The 18,034-nt window shown below is 34.3% G+C and carries 4 protein-coding genes; all 4 read left to right on the top strand.

Going from position 1 to position 18,034, the window contains the following annotated elements; all coding sequences use genetic code 11:
• Nucleotides 1-2 precede the first annotated feature (2 nt).
• The 4 genes from BFJ87_RS11360 to folB all read left to right on the top strand — a co-directional run bounded on the left by BFJ87_RS11360 (nucleotide 3) and on the right by folB (nucleotide 18,025).
• Nucleotides 3-2,132, top strand: coding sequence for a PorP/SprF family type IX secretion system membrane protein (locus BFJ87_RS11360; RefSeq protein ID WP_077404400.1), 2,130 nt, complete (start codon nucleotides 3-5; stop codon nucleotides 2,130-2,132).
• Between the two features lie 174 nt (nucleotides 2,133-2,306).
• Complete coding sequence (locus tag BFJ87_RS11350) at nucleotides 2,307-16,640, top strand: T9SS type B sorting domain-containing protein (RefSeq protein ID WP_077404394.1); 14,334 nt, start codon at nucleotides 2,307-2,309, stop codon at nucleotides 16,638-16,640.
• A 26-nt stretch (nucleotides 16,641-16,666) separates the two neighbouring features.
• A complete protein-coding gene (locus BFJ87_RS11345; protein WP_077404391.1) occupies nucleotides 16,667-17,620 on the top strand; it encodes a PorP/SprF family type IX secretion system membrane protein in 954 nt (317 codons plus the stop codon).
• Between the two features lie 48 nt (nucleotides 17,621-17,668).
• Nucleotides 17,669-18,025: a dihydroneopterin aldolase gene (gene folB / locus BFJ87_RS11340; RefSeq protein WP_077404388.1), complete on the top strand. Its 357-nt coding sequence runs from the start codon at nucleotides 17,669-17,671 to the stop codon at nucleotides 18,023-18,025.
• Nucleotides 18,026-18,034 lie beyond the last annotated feature (9 nt).

The following is an 18,034-nucleotide window of genomic DNA, read 5'->3' as shown; positions in this document are numbered from 1 at the left end:
AAATGTTTAAGTTTAAGTACATATACTTTCTATTATTAGTGATGGTGCTAGCCAATGTTAGTGCCCAAGAGGTTAATCCATACCTATCATACGATGTTCCATCGCAGAACCTATTAAAATACAATAGGTTCTTAATAAACCCTACGTTTTCTACGGTTAGGGAAGATAAGTCGTACATAAACTTATTGCATAGAAACCAATCGGTAGAATTTACAGATAACAATCAAAACTACTTTTTAAGCTATAGTGGACGTATTAATGACCGTACAGGTTTAGGTTTAAGTATATACCAACAAACAGCCGGTACACTAACAAATTACGGTGTACTTGCTAACTATGCTTATGGCGTAAAACTTAACGACAAAAGTAACTTTACTTTTGGAGCAAATATGTCTTACTACGCTAGTGGTTTAGATAAAAGTAGAGTAAACGCCGCAGATCCAGATGATCCATTTTTAAACGGTCAAAGAGACAATTTACTACAGTTTCAGCCTGGTGTTAACTTGTCTTATGGTAAGTTTGATATTGGTTTATATGCCGAAAACTTATTTGATTATAACTTAAAAACAAGCGAATCTATTACAGAATTTGCAGATAAAACTTTCTCTGGTCACCTACAATATACACATCAGTTTGATAAAACATCTGGTATTTTAGAACAAGGTAGATTAATGCCTTTGGCTAGAGTACGTAAAGGCGGACAAGAAGATGTTGTACTTGGTGGAAGCCTTATATTAGATTTACCTAAACTTGGATGGGCCCAAGTTGGTTATGATGACCATTATGGTGCCGCTGCAGGTTTAGGTTTTAATCTAAACAAACGATTATCATTAGGCTATACTATGGAAAAAGGTATTTCTGGTGATTTAGATAATTTTGGTGTAACACATGAAATATCAGTTGCATACTCATTTACTCCAAATTTAACAGAAGACAGAGTAATGTTAGAAGATGATAACGATAATGAACTTGCTTTTAATGAAGAAGATACCAACTTAGACGAAGAATTAGAATCTGAAAAATTTGAAGAACTTAAAAAACGTTTAGCTGAAAATGATCAAGTTTTGGCAGAGTTAATGTACAGACAAGATTCTTTAGAAGTAAACAGACAAAGAGATCTAGAAAAAAGGTTTGAAAGAGTGTTACGTATGGTACGTAGTGAAACTCAAGGTAAAAGACCAGATTTAGAAGAGAGAGCTAAAAAAATGTATTTCATTAATAATGATGAAAATGCAGTTGCAGAAAACACTACTAATAAACCAAGTGGTATAGAAAAAGATGCAACAACAGTTGTTGCTCCAAAAACCTCAACTTCTGGCTACCAAAATGCTACTAATAACACTATTGAAAATGCAACTGTGGCTACAGATGCTACCAATACAAACACAGCAATAGCAAATAACCAAAAAACAACTACAGTTAAAACAAATGCTTCTACAATAAAAAGAAGAAAATTTAAACATTTAAGTGGTGTACAAGATGGTTACTATGTAATAGCAAACGTATATAAGGGCCAAGGATACTTAAACAAGTTTATAAAAGATCTTGAAGATAATGGCTTATCAGCAGATTATATAAAAGATCCAAAAACAAATTTAAAGTATGTGTATCTAGAAAGATATGATACTTGGAAAGAAGCAGAAGCAGCACATAACTCAAAACTTAATGGCGCATACGATTATGATATGTGGATTATGAATGTAGATAATAGCTCTAACCTAGACAGTAGATACAACAATACAGGTTATGCAGCAACTACAAAAGATAAAACCCAAACCAGGGATAAATACAGTAATGACAACCCTAAGTTTAGAAATCCAGTACAAAAAGATAACGTTGCTAATACTTACCCAACTCCAAAAATTGTAAAATTTAATGGAGTAGATGCAGGATATTACATTATTGCTAATGTATTTGCAAGTGCCAAAAATGCTAACAACTTTGTTAAGTTACTTAACAAACAAGGTTTACACGCTAGCTATTTTATAAATCCTGAAAACAATTACAGATATGTTTACTTAAAAAAGCATGGTACTTGGAACAATGCTTTACTATCATACTATTCTAAAATTAACAGCTCTTACCAAGACCGTATGTGGATTATGAGAGTTACTCAAAACAACATAGCGTAATGGATAAGATTTTTTCTAAAATAATACTTTTTTGTGCACTATTGCTTACGTGTATTGCATTAGCTAACACAAAAAATACCAATAAGTATACTGTAAAATTCAATGACAGTATAACAACAAACAACTCAACTCAAACTAATTACTCACCAACAAACACTAAAAACATTCAACCTAATGAATAAGTTTTTAAAATCATTATTTATTATTCTTTTCTTAGCTTTATCTCATTCAGGATTTAGTCAAGTTAAGAACAATTTTGAACCCAGATATGACAATAGCATTCGTGGAGACTTAACTATAATAGCAAATAACATAGTTAACCGTGAGGGTGATGAAGGTTATTGGGAAAGAAGAATAGTAAGAGGAAGATGGAGATGGGTTTATGTATCAGATCCAAAGGTTGCTAATGACCCATACAACCAAACAGGAAGTAGCTCTACAGCAAATGATAATTGGACAATGCAATACATAGATATAGATGGTGACCCATCTACATTTAGCTCTAGTAGTGCAGAGTTAACAGTACCTGACGCTAGTTGTTCTAGAGTTAGGTATGCTGGTTTATATTGGTCTGCTGTTTATGGCGACTCTGATAGAAGTAATATTGGGAACATTAAGTTTAAAACTCCAGGAGGTAGCTATATAGATATCTCTGCAGACGACATTCTTTTTGATGGTTTTGGTGATTCTGATTTTGGATACTATAGTCCATATGCAAGTTATAAAGATATTACATCAATAGTAGCAGGCCTAGCAGACCCAAATGGAGAATATACAGTAGCAAATATAAGAGCTAGCCTTGGAGATGCACCAAGTGGCTCTGGTGGATATTCTGGTGGATGGACAATGGTTGTTGTTTATGAAAACCCAACTTATCCAGGTAAATACATTACTACTTTTGATGGCTATGCAGGTATAAAATCTGGAGAATCTGTAGATATTCCAGTATCTGGTTTTACAACATTACCAGCTCCTTTCCCAGTAAATGCAAGGCTAGGGGTTAGTACTTTAGAAGGAGATAACAGTTTAGGAGGAGATGGTTTATCTATAAAAGCAAGCGGAAGACCAACTTTTACTCCTTTAGGTACAGCAACGGGAAGCATAAATAGAAATAACAACTTTTTTGACAGTAATGTCACTTTTGAAAATAATATCGTAACTACTCGTAACCCCAACAGTATAAATACATTAGGATGGGATGCAGACCTTTTTACAATACCTAATACAGGTTGGTCTACCATCCCAAATGATGAAACTAGTGCTATATTAAGAGCTAGTTCTACACAAGATAAATACGATATTTTCTTTACATCTTTTGATGTAGAAATTATAGAACCACAAATGCACTTAGCCAAAAGGGTAGAGGACATTGGTGGCACAGATATTACGGGGCAAGGTGTAAATCTAGGTCAGGTTTTAGACTACGTTCTATCATTCCAAAATGTGGGTAATGATGATGCAGATAATTACACAATTAGAGATGTACTCCCTGTAAATGTAACATTAGATGAAACTAATATTACGATGCCTGCGGGTGTATCCTATACTTATGATCCTACTACAAGAACAGTATTGTTTACAATACCAAATAACCTAGTAGTACAAGGCGGACCTTTAGAGAGCATACGCATGCGTGTACGTGTAGCAGAAAATTGTTTTGATTTTATAGATGCTTGTTCAGATCTTATTCAAAACCTAGCCTATTCTACCTATAGAGGTGTAATAAATTCTAACGAAATTACAGATGATCCAAGTGTTACAGATTTTGATACTTGTGGATTTACAACACCTGGTGCAACAAACTTTTTATTAGACGATTTAGAAAGCTGTGACTATAATAGAAATGTAGAAATTTGTGGCGCAGATGCAGTTCTAGATTCTGGTGATGGTTTTGATGATTATGTTTGGTACAAAGACGAAAACGGAAACGGTGTTATAGACAGTGGAGATACTGTCTTAAACGACGGTAATCCAGATGGCGATTTAAGTACACTTGTTGTAGATGATATAGGAGTTTATATTGTAGATAAAATAATAGCAGATCCTTGTAAAGGTTTTCAAGAAGTTATAACTGTAACACGTTTTGGAACCACACAAACTAACCCTATAATAGATTTAATAAACGATACTTCTAACACCGTTGATGGTGAAGTAACTATTTGTCCTATTGATGGTGACCCATTACCAAAAATATTTTTATGTGGTTTAAATGATATAGAACCAATAAGCATTAATATTCCTGATGCTACAAGCATACAGTGGGAAAAATTAGATGAAGGTAGTTGCACGGCTTCAGTAGAAGATTGTGCTAATAAAAACGGAACCTGCACATGGAACCAAGTAGCAACAGGCCAAACATTTAATGCAGAAGACGAAGGACAATATAGAGTAGTAATTAACTATTTAAATGGTTGTTTTACAAGATTCTACTTTAATGTATTTAAAAACGATTTAGACCCTAGAGCAACAGTTGAAGATATTATTTGTACTACAGATGGTAGTATTAGTGTAACTAACGTACCAGCTAATTATAATTTTCAGTTATTAGATGCAGCTACAGGAAATATTCTTGTTCCTTACAGCGCAAATAACGGTCCTGTTTTTCCAATAACAAATAACGGAGCCTACACAGTAGAAATGCGTCAGCAAGGTGTTGTAGATGGTTGTGTTTTTAGATTAGAAGACATAGGGGTATTAAGAAGAGACTATGTAGTTAATATTACAACAAAAGATACAGATTGTAATGGTTTAGGAGAAATAAGAATATCTGCTGAAGACGTAGAACCACAGTACTATTTTTCAATATCACAAGGTGGTGTAGAGGTAGATACGTTTGGACCAACTAATGACAATGACCATACTTTTGAAGGTTTAAATGATGGTGTTTATGATGTAACCGTTAGTACAGATAATGGTTGTACATTAACTAGAGAAGTAACTATTAATGATGTATCAGACCTAGCAGGTTCTGCACTAACTACAAAGTCTATAGATTGTACAGACGGTACTATATCTGTAACAGCTACTGGTGGTATTGCTAATCCATCATATAGCTATGCAATATGGAGTAAAGATGGTGTAGATTTATATCCTTCTCCTTTTTCTTTAAGTGATATTCCTGCTAGTGCATACCAAACTACAAGCGATTTTAATTTTAGTGCTGCAGAGGCTGGTACTTATGAATTTATTGTTGTTGGTAGTAACAATTGTTATATAATTACTAATGAGGCTACAATAGACATAGCGCCTGCAATTACATACAATCCTAACATTACAGATGAAAGCTGTTTTGGTGCAGAAGATGGTAGTTATGATATTAATATAACAAACAGTAATGGTTATACGTTATCCTACAGTTTATTATATCCAGACGGAACAACAACAAGTATTAACAATTCTGGCAGTTTTTCATCATTACCGCAAGGAAATTACATACTTACCATAACACAAACCATAGGTGGTACATCATGTGATTTTGATGAACCTTTTACTATTGGTGGTCCTACAAATGGTGTTACAGGTGATGCTGTTTTAGTAGATGACTATACATGTTTACAAGAGGCAACAATACAAGCTCAAAATGTAGCTGGTGGTGCTGCTCCTTATGAGTATAGTATAGATGGTGTTAACTTTAACTCAGGTGTAGGTGCAGATACATTTGCAAACCTAACTAATGGTAGTTATACTATTACAATTAGAGATGCCAATATGTGTACGTTTGTAACAAATGAAATTGTTATAGATGCATTAAATCCACCAACAGATTTAGATTTTACAGCAACGGCTCCAAATTGTCCTACACAAACATCAAATGTTACAGTAACAGTTGCAAATGGTACTGCTCCTTATGTTTTTGACATTATTGCTCCAACAGCAATAACGGCTACAAGTACTACAGGAAACACAGCAACTTTTAATGGTTTAGCACCAAATACATATACTTTTAGAGTAACTGATGATAAAGGTTGTGAGTATGAAGAAAGTTTTACAATTAGACCTGTAAATCCTATAGTTGTAACAGGCAGATTAGTAAGTAATGTTTCTTGTTTTAATAATACAGATGGAGAAGCAGAATTTACTGTAACAGGTTTTAATTCTACATACAGTTATACAATAACAGGACCTACAACGGTACCAGCTGGTACAGCAGTAAATAATACATTAATTTCTTTAGGTAATTTAGATAATGGTACATACACAATAATTGTAACAGATACAGAAACAAATTGTACTGCAACCACAGATGTTACCATAAATGAACCAACTGCAGCTTTAACTTTAACTGTTAACGAATCACAACCTACATGTACAACAGATGGTAGTGTTGTTTTAACTGCTACGGGAGGCTGGGGTAGTAACAGTTTTACAATTACATACCCAGACGGTACAACTACATTTACAAATGGTACTGGTACGTTTAATAACCTAAACCAAACAGGTACTTTTAATGTAAGCGTAGAAGATGCTAATGGATGTATTGTTACTTCAAATTTTGACTTAGATCCTTCAGTAGCTCCTACTTTAGAAATTGTTCCAAATAACGATTGCTTTACAGCAGCTGCAGGACTAGAACTTACTGCAAACGTAATTGCAGGCGGAGATGGCTCTTATCAATATAGAATTAATGGAGGCGCTTATAACGCAAATAACGTGTTCTCTGGCTTAAATCCGGGTACGTATACTATAGATGTTATAGACGGAAATAACTGTACAGGAACAGCTTCTATTACAGTAAATCCAGAATTAACGGTTACTGCAACAGCAGATAATATTACAGCTTGTGCTACAGATGCCATAGTAACAATTACTCCTGCTGGTGGTAGCGGTGTAAACTATGTATATGCAATTGTTCCTGATGGCGCTACTCCGGTTGCAACAGATTTTACAAATGTTAATCCTAGAACGGTAACAACTGGTGCTGGTGATTATGATGTGTATGTGCGTGATAATAACGGTACAGGAACTTTTTGTGAGGCTATGTACGATTTAAACATTGCTCAAGATCCTGCTTTAACAGTATCTACTACAAGCACAGACATTCTTTGTAGTGGTGAAGCACAATCTACCATAACAATAACTGCTGGTGGAGGAGAAGCTCCTTACCAATACAGTATAGATGGTGGTACTACGTATCAACCAACAAATACTTTTAATAACCTACCTGCAAATAGCTACAACATTGTAGTTAGGGATGCAAATAACTGTGAAATAACAGATACACATACCATAACAGAACCTTTTACTTTATCTGCTTCTGCAGCAGTAACAGCTTTATATGAGTGTAACCCAACAACTGGTGCTGAGGTTAGAATTACAAATGCACAAGGTGGTACACCTGCTTATGAATATAGTTTTGATGGTGGAGTTAACTATAGTACAAACCCAATATCTAACCTATTACCAGGTACGCATACATTATTTATTAGAGATGCTAATTTATGTACGTATGAAATGACAGTAACTGTTGATGAAGCTCCTGAAGCCCCTACATTTTCTCCTTCTATAGCTTATGATTGTGAGGGTCTTGGCGAAATTACAGTAACACCAAGTAGTACAGATTTTGATTATGTATACTCTATAAATGGTTCATTTAACACACCAGATAATACAAGTAATGTATTTACAGATGTAGCAGCTGGCACACATACAATTAGAGTAGATTATACTTCTAATGCAACTCCTACACCAAGTAATTTACTATCAGAAGATTTTGGCGTTGGTGCAAATACATCAATAACACAAATAGATCCTCTATACTGTTATGAACCACAAGATGGTACAGTAAGGCCTTGTGACCCAGGAGTACATACAAGAATTAATGATGGTGAATACTCGGTTACACAAGCAATAGCTTCACCATTTAGTACTTGGAGAAGTCCTAACGACCATACAGGTAATGCTAATGGAAGATTTTTAGCAATAAACGTTGGTGGTGTAGCTGGTGTTGGTGGTATTGTATATGCTAAAAGAGGTATAGAGGTTATACCAAATAGAGATATTACAATATCTACTTGGGCATACAACTTATTAAGAACCGGTGAAAGTGGTGGTGATCCAACAATAGAAATCCAATTAGTAGATGCTGGTGGTACAGTAATTAATAGTGTATCTACAGGTAATATTCCTAAAAACAATAATGCTAATGATTGGCACAATTATATAGTAACATTAAACCCTGGTGCCAACACAAACCTAGATATTGTTATACGCACAAATTCTGCTGTTGTTAATGGTAATGATATTGCTATAGATGATATACAAGCGTTTCAATTACCAGAAGTTTGTTCTTCTTCTGTAACTTTTGATGTTGTAGTTGAAGCAGGAAAAGCTTTTACAGCAAATATCACAAACCCAAAAAACATATCTTGTTTTGGTGGTAATGATGGTGAATTTGTTATTAATGCTGCAAATTTTGGCGCTGGCGGATTTGAATATTCTTTAGATGGTGGTACAACTTATGCTGGGCCTTTTACAACTTCGCAATCAGTAACTGGTTTAACTGCCCAAAACTATACTATTGAAGTTAGAGATGTTGATGATAATGCGTGTAGTATACCGTTAACACAAGAATTAACAGAACCAACAGCTATCACGGTAACTGCCTCTATCACCGATGAATTTACATGTAACAATACAGGTGCTACAATAACTGCTGTTGCAAATGGTGGTACACCAACGTATAACTATCAATTAGAAATATACAATACAGTAACAACAAGTTATACTGTTTTTAGAGCATATCAAACATCTGCAATATTTATAGATGTACCTGCAAATGCAGCTAATGAAAATTATATTGTAAGAGTACAGGATAATAATTTGTGTACAAATGCCATAACACCTGCAGTAACTGTTACTGCTCCAGAAGTACCAACTTTTACAGTAACTCCTACAGCGTGTTATTCTGGTGAAAACGATGGTGAAATACAAGTAGACGTTACGTCTATTCCTGGGAATGGAAACTTCCAGTTTAGTATTAACGGTCGTGCTTGGATTACACCAACTCCGGCAACTGCAACAAGCTATACTTTTACTAACCTAGCAAATGGTACATACACTATAGATGTAAAAGACGGTTATGGTTGTGTTGGCGTACAAGAAACAGTTGTATTGAATCCTGTAATTAATGCCGATATAGATGTTGTACACGTTAGTTCTTGTGCAGATGGAAGTATTACTGTTGATGCAACTGGTGGAGATGGTAATTTAGCTTATGCTTTTGTACCTACTGGAACTCCTGTAACAGCAGCAGATTTTAGTAATGTAAATAATTATAGTGTAGCCGCTATTGATGCTGGTGACTATGATGTTTATGTATGGGATAATAACGCAGCAGATCCACATTGTGAATATATGGAGACCGTTACAGTTAACCCTGCAACTCCATTAACTTATAATGCAGTACCTACAGATCCTACTTGCCACGACGGTACAGGAACTATAGCAATTACAGTTACATCTGGTATAGCGCCATACACATATCAAATTATAGATTTAGATAATGGTGGTGCATCTAATGAAACCACAACCAATGTAATAAACAATACTAAAACATTTTTTAATTTAGCACCTGGCAACTATACAATTAATGTTACGGATGCAAGCGGATGTACAATAGAAACAACTCCTGTATTAATTAATAATCCTGATGAGTTAGTAACAGATATAGAATCTATTTTGTCTGGTAATTGTGACCCTGCAACAGGCTTTAGATTCTTAAACTACACAACAACACTAAACGGAACATTAGAATTTAGTCATGATGGTGGTACTACTTGGCAAACATCTGATGAGTTTAATGCTCCTACATACACATTAACTTCTGGTGATGCTGTAGACCCTTCTATTAGAACGGTAGATGCTTCTGGTAATACATTATGTAGATTAGATTTACCTAGATATATTATATCATATCCATTAGATAATTTAGATATTACAATTTTACCAATTGTAGTAAATTGTAATGAGCTACAAGTAAGTGTACAAGGTAATCAAGGTACTGCACCTTATCAATATACGTATACAGACGATCCTGTTAATTTTGATGCAACTACACCTATTAATCCTTGGACTACTCCTGCAAAGGGACTATCAGATCCTCACACATTTACAGGTTTAATACCAGGTAGAACGTATGTTTTTTATGTAAGGGATGCTAATGGTTGTGTTAGACAAAGTGATGTTAATGTAAACGATATAATTACGTTACCATTAGAAATAACATCTACTTCTGTACCAGCTTGTTTTGGTATGACAAATGGTAGTATTACATATACAATTACAGATAATCAACTTCCATATGGTACAGAATACAGATGGGAAGTTTTTAATATGATTACAGGTACTCCTGTTTCTGTAGCAAATAGTGGAGGTAACATTCCTTTTTCTTCACCACAAACAGTTACAGTATCTGGTTTAGGAGCTGGAGAATATTTTATACAAGTTACCGAAAGAGATAGTGGAGTAGATAGTTGTATATCTGCATCAGAAAATCTATTGTTAGAAGAGTTAGATGATATTACAGCTACATTAAATAAAATACAAGATATTTCATGTGCTACACCTGGACTTATTGAAATACAAAACATTAATGGCGGTGGCGGTACTTATACTTTTACAGTAACTGGTCCTGCACCTTTTACAACTATTACCGGTACTACAGATAATCCTATAGAAATTCCTGCTAATTCACCTGCTGGTACTTATAACGTAACTATTCAAGATCAATATAGTTGTGCTAAAAATTTAGGAGATGTTATAATGACATTAACTCCTAACCCAACAATAGATAGTATAGATGTAAACAATTGTGCTATACCAAATACTTTACAAGTAAATGCATCTAGTACAGCTGCACAAATATTATACTCTATAGATGGTGGTTTAACTTATGTAGATAATGGAGGTTTGTTTACTAATCTTGCAGTTGGTACATACAACATTTCTATAAAAGATAGTAACGGCTGTGTAGCTACAGATAGTGCAACTATTTATCCAGTACTAGAGGCTAATGTTAGTCTTACTAAACTAATGGATTGTAATCCAGGTACTGCAGAAATTACAATTGAAGCTATAAATGGATCTGGAGATTACGATTATGAAATCACAAACGGTTTAGGAACTGTTGTTGCTAGAACAGCATTGGCAACAAATCCTCTTGTAGCAACGGTAACAGTTGTAGATACTTATACTGTAATTGTTTATGATAATAATACAAGTGGTCCTGAATGTTTTAGAAGATTTACAATAGAAGTTCCTGCAGCAGTAACCCCAATATTTACGCACACATTTACAGATATTACTTGTAATAGTGCAGAAGATGGTACTATAACTTTATACCAAACAGATAATGGAATAAACCCATTAACATATACAATTACGCCTGCAGTTGTTGGGTCATTAAATCCTGCAACAAATACGTTTGAGAACCTTCCTCCAAATACGTATACAGTAACTGCAACTGGTACTAATGGTTGTACAACAGATATTACTAATATAGTAATTAGTGAACCTAATCCTATTGTAATTGTAAATGCAGATGTAGTAGAATTTGGTTGTACACCAACAAGTGGTAACACAAATAGCAATGCTAGTATTACTATAGATAATACTGCTGCTAACATTACTGGTGGTAGCAATACTTATGTTATTTATGAATTTATAAATGATAATAACACGGTTGCAACTGGCGATGATACCATTGTACAATCTGGCTCTAGTAATGTTTATATAGAAACCAATACTGCCGGAGGTTCTTATACTATTAACGTATATGATGATAAAGGCTGTGTTGGTACAATAGAGGCAGACATTGCTCCTTATGATGAGTTATTAACGGCTACTGCTACCATTACAGGTGATATTACTTGTGATCCTGGTACAGATGGCGAAATAACTATATCTGTAACTTCTACTGCTAATGATACTTCTAAATTTGAGTATAGTATTGATAACGGAACAACGTGGCAAACTACTGTTTCTCATACTAATCCAGAAATATTTACTGGTTTAGGTGTTGGTACGCATAATTTCTTAATAAGACATGCAGATACTGGTTGTATTATAACAACATCAGAAACTATTACTAGTCCAGATGTATTAGAATTAGATGCAACTGTATTAAGCAATGTAATTTGTTTTGGTGGTAATGATGGTAGTGTTGAATTTAATTTACATGATGATGCTAATGTTACTTATGCTAATGGTGTGACATTTACCGTGTATGATGCTGTAACAAATAATGTTGTACAAGCTTTAGCCTCTGACTTAGATGGAAACTTTGTTGTTAATAGTTTAATAGCTGGTACATACTATATAGAAGTACAACAAACTCCAGATCCTAGATGTACGTATACACAAGCATTTACTATAACTGGTCCTAATGCTGCAATAACTGCTGCTACAGAAGTTACACCTGTAACTTGTATGGGTAATGACGGAGTTATAGAAGTTATTAATGCTGCTGGTGGTTGGGGAGACTATGTTTACTTTGTAGATGTAGCAACTAATCCTGCTCCTGTTTACCCAACAGATTATGTTTCTAATCCTAAATTTTCAGGTTTAGCTGGTGCTGCAGCTCCTGCTGGTACAGATTACCAAGTTTGGATTGCAGATAAAAATGGTTGTATTGTTCAATTAGCAGATGTTAATTTAGTAACACCAGATCCTATAACTGCAACTTTAAGGGTAAACCAAGAAAATTGTACAAACCTAGAAGGTGAAATTGAAGTAATTAATACTGTAGGTGGACAAGGAAGTAACTATACATACCAACTTATTAAAGATGGTACTCCAGTTGGTTCTCCACAGACTACTACAATATTCTCTGGTTTAGGTGCTGGTTCTTACACCGTATTAATTAACGATCAATGGTCTTGTGACTTTACAACACTTGCAACAGTATTGTATGAAGAAATAAATGTTTCTACTACTGTGGCTAAACCAATAGATTGTACAGTAGATCCGGGCGGACAAATAACAGTAAATGTAACAGGTGGTTCTACAAACTTAGAGTTTGTAGCTACATTACCAATAAGTGGTTCTACTATTACAAACACAACTGGTGTATTTACCGGCCTAACAGAAGTTGGTTTGTATAGCTTTGTTGTACGTGATTTAGACACAAGTGCACCAATATGTGAAAAAACAGTTACACAAGAATTGGTTGATAAGGTAGATCCTATTTTATTAGCTTCAACTATAGAAAATGTTAGTTGTTTTGGTTTATCAAATGGTAGTATTACTGCTAATTTAGATCCAGCAACAAATGTAGATCCTATCTATAACTATAATTTATATGATGCTACTGGAACAATTTTATTAGCCGGACCACAAACTAGTCCTACTTTTACAGGTTTAGCTGCTGCTTTTTACCAAGTAGAGGTAGTCTCTGCTAAAGAATGTGCAGTAATACAAACTGTTGAGGTTACTCAGCCTACAGAATTATTGATAAGTGCAGTTGCAACAGATTTTGCTTGTGCTCCTAATAATACAGTAAATACAGCAACAATAACAGTTACTATAGAAGACGGTGCTACAACACCAGGAACTCCTTCTGGTACTAGTCCATATTTGTACAGTATAGATAATGTAAACTTCCAAACAGGAAATACATTTACTGTTACAGATACTGGAGTTACACAAACAATTACTGTTTATGTTAAAGATAATAATAGTTGTCCGCAAACAACAACAGTAACAATAGAACCAATTAATAAATTTACAGCTGTAGTTACTAAAAATGCAGACATATCATGTGCTGGTCCAGAAGAGGTTACAATTACAGTAACAGATAATGGTGATGGTACAAATGTATACACGTATGAGTTATTACCTATTGGTAATACAAATGCTACGCAAACTGGTACACCTACTTACAATACTGCAACTTTTGAATTAACAGCAATTGGTGGTTATGTATTTAGAATTACCGATACAAATACAGGTTGTTATGTAGATACAGATGTATATGACATTGCACCTTATGACTTAATTAAAGTTTCGGCTAGAGCGTCATCTCCTGTAACTTGTTTTGGAGATACAAACGGAGAAATAGAAGTAACGGTAACAGACGCTACAGCACCATTTACTTATTCAGTTTTAAATGCTGATGGTACTTTAACAGGCATTAATGGCAACGCTACAGCAAATACATTTACGATACCAGGTTTATCTGGAGGTAATTATTATGTAGCAGTAACAGAAGATAATGCTCCTTTCTGTACAGAAGATTCTAATGTTATAACAATAGCATCGCCAGATATGGCACTAACAGCAACCATAACACAAAATGCTGCAGTAACTTGTGATGATAATGCTGGTGAAGTAACTGTAAACCCAACAGGTGGTTACGCACCTTATGACATTGTTTTAAGAAACAATACTACTGCTGTAGAAACCACATTTACAGATGTAAATTCTGCTAGCTATGTAGGCTTAAGTGCTGGTACATACACAGTAACAATAACAGATGACAGTGGTTGTATATATACCAATAATATAACATTAAACCCTGCAATACCAATTACTGCAGATATTACACCACTTACACAAATGTTAACTTGTTTTGGTGATAGCAATGGTAGCGTAAGTGCAATAAATGTATTAAATGGTGAAGGTGTTTATACCTACCAGTTAAATGTTTATGATAATGCTGGTATTACATTATTATACTCTAGTACACCACAAGCAAACCCAATGTTTAATAACCTAGGAGCTGGTGTTTATACAATAACAGTTGCAGATGGATGGAACTGTGATGTAGAAACCGTACAAGCCGTTATAACAGAGCCTACAGATATCACTGGTTCTCTTGTTCAAGTATCTCAATTAACGTGCGTAGATCCAGCAGAGATAAGATTAACAGCTACTGGTGGTACTGCTCCGTATGAGTTTAGTGTAGATGGTATAAGCTTTACTCCAATGAGCGGAGGTGATACACATACATTTACAGTAATAGAAGGTGTGTACCAATACTACATAAGAGATAATTTTAACTGTGGTAATATTCTTAGTAATAAAGTAACTATTGATGCTGTACCACCATTACAAATAGTATTAGATGAAACCGCCGCGGTAATAAACTGTAACGGAGAATCTACAGCTAGTATAAATGCAACTGCTATAGGTGGTTTAGGTAATTATAATTATGAATTGTTAGACAATCCAACTAGTACAAGTCCGTTACAAGGACCACAAACTAGTGGTGTATTCAGAAATTTAGGAATTGGCACTTATTATATTAGAGCAACATCAGATGGTGGTTGTGAAAATGTGTCTAGAGCTATTACAATAATAGAACCTGCCCCATTAGTAGTAGAAAACGAAGAATTTACAGATGTGCTTTGTTTTGGAGAAGAAAATGGTACTATAACTGTTGAGGTTAGTGGTGGTACTGGAGAAATTAAATATTCTATAACACCAAATTTAGACCAGTTTGATACTAAAAATGTATTTACAGATTTAGCACCTGGCGTTTATGATGTAATTGCACAAGATGAAAACGGATGTTTTACCACTTTTAATTTTACAATTAGTGAACCTAGTGCAATACAATTAAGTACAACAACTACTGGCGAAACTTGTACTGGTAATGAAGATGGTATGGCTACAGTTACAATAACTGGTGGTACTGCGCCTTACAGCACAAGTTTAGATTCTAATGATCCTGCAGATTATGTGCTAGACAGAGTAGATTTTACAGGTTTAACTTCTGGTACACACGTAATATTAGTTAAAGATGCAAATGGATGTGATACTAATATTGTAATAGATATAGCACCAGGTGTAAATTTAAAAGCCACAGCAACACCTATTTATGAGTGTAGTACAGATACTCCAACAAATTATTTAGACGTTGTTTTAGAAGACAACACAATAACAGACGTATTATACGGTTTAGATACTACAGATCCTGGAGCAATGCAATTAACACCAGACTTTACAAATATGTCTGCTGGTAATCATTATTTACACATATTGCATGCAAACGGATGTTCTGAAACTATTGACTTTACTGTAGCAGATTTTGAACCGTTAACTCTTGTATTAGAGAATAGAAATATTAACGAAATAACGGCAATTGCTGCAGGTGGTAACCCAAAATATACTTTCTATCTGGAAGGAAACAATAATGGGGAAGACAATACGTTCAGAATACGTAAGACTGATACTTATACCGTAGTTGTTGTAGACGAAAATGGTTGTGAAGCTACTCAAGATATATTTATTGAGTTCATCGATATAGAAATCCCAAATTTCTTTACACCTAACGGTGATGATGTAAACAACACATGGAAGCCTAAAAACACAGAAGGGTTCCCTAATATACTAACTATTATATATGATAGATATGGTAGAGAATTATATAGAATGGGAGCAGATGACAAAGGCTGGGACGGAACTTATGATAATAAGGAACTACCATCTGGAGATTACTGGTATACTATTAAGCTTAAAGATGAAGTAGATGACAGAGAATTTGTTGGACACTTTACATTGTACAGATAAAAAATAAAAGAACTTAACCTATAATTATGCGATTTAAATTAGCAATCTTATCATTATTTGCTGGCACAATGCTATCAAATGCACAGGAGCTAAATTCCCCACAGCTCTCACAGTATTTAGCAGATAACCCATTTGTTTTATCACCAACATACGCAGGTATTGGCGATCATGTAAAAATTAGAATGAACGGTCTTGCTCAATGGGTAGGTATTGAAGATGCACCAAGGACACAGTCTTTGGCTGCAGATGCCAGAATTGGGAATAAATCTGGTTTAGGTTTATTTTTATATAACGATAAAAACGGATACACTAAACAACAAGGTGCAAGAATTTCTTTTGCACACCACCTAACTTTAGATAGGTATGAAGACGAGTTTTTATCCTTTGGTATATCTTATAACTTTAACCAATTTAGATTAGACATACAGGAGTTTAACCTAATTGCTAACCCAGACAATGCTGTAACGGATGACAGGTCTACTACAAACCATAACTTTGATGTTGGACTTATGTATAGAATTAATAAATTTTATGCTAGTTTAAACGTATCCAACCTTGTTAACAAAGATATATCAAACTTTAATGAAACTTTTGAGCCAAATGCTTTAAGAAACTATTACTTGTATACTGGTTACAGATACAAAAAAAGTAGAAATAGCGATTGGGAAATAGAACCATCTGTACTTTATAAAATGTTTGAAAGTGATGGAAGATCTGAAACTGATTTAAACCTTAAGTTTAGAAAATACGATTTTGAAGATTATTATTATGCTGGTGTAAACTACAGATTTTTAAATGATCAAATTGGAAAACCATTGTATTTGGCACCTTTTGCAGGTTTAAAAAAAGATAACTACTACTTTGGATACTCTTACCAAATAATTTTAAACGATATTTTAAATTACAGTACAGGTACACATGTTATTACAATTGGTGTAGATTTATTTCAAGGATTAAGTAATTGTAGATGTACTTACTAAGTATTTATTAATTCTATTAGTTAAGTTTGCACATATAAACTAAAACAAATGGGAAAAATAACTGTAAGTACTATTAAAACATATGCTTACCACGGATGTTTAAATGAAGAAGCCTTAATTGGTAGCGATTACTCAGTAAATGTTACCGTAAATGCAGATTTAACTAAGGCATCTGTAACTGATGAGTTAGTAGATACTGTAGATTATGTACATATAAACCATATAGTAAAAGAAGAAATGGCTATACGGTCTAAATTATTAGAACATGTAGCTAAACGTATCATAGATCGTATTTTTAAAGAAATACCAATTGTAACCGAGTCTGAAGTAAAGGTATCTAAATTAAACCCACCAATAGGAGGAGATGTAGAAATGGTTTCGATAACATTGCAATTAACTCGTTAAACTGCATAT

Source organism: Cellulophaga omnivescoria, from assembly GCF_001999725.1.
GTDB classification, from domain to species: domain Bacteria; phylum Bacteroidota; class Bacteroidia; order Flavobacteriales; family Flavobacteriaceae; genus Cellulophaga; species Cellulophaga omnivescoria.
Note: the sequence above shows the minus strand (reverse complement) of the source record. Positions and strands in the feature narration are given on the sequence as shown.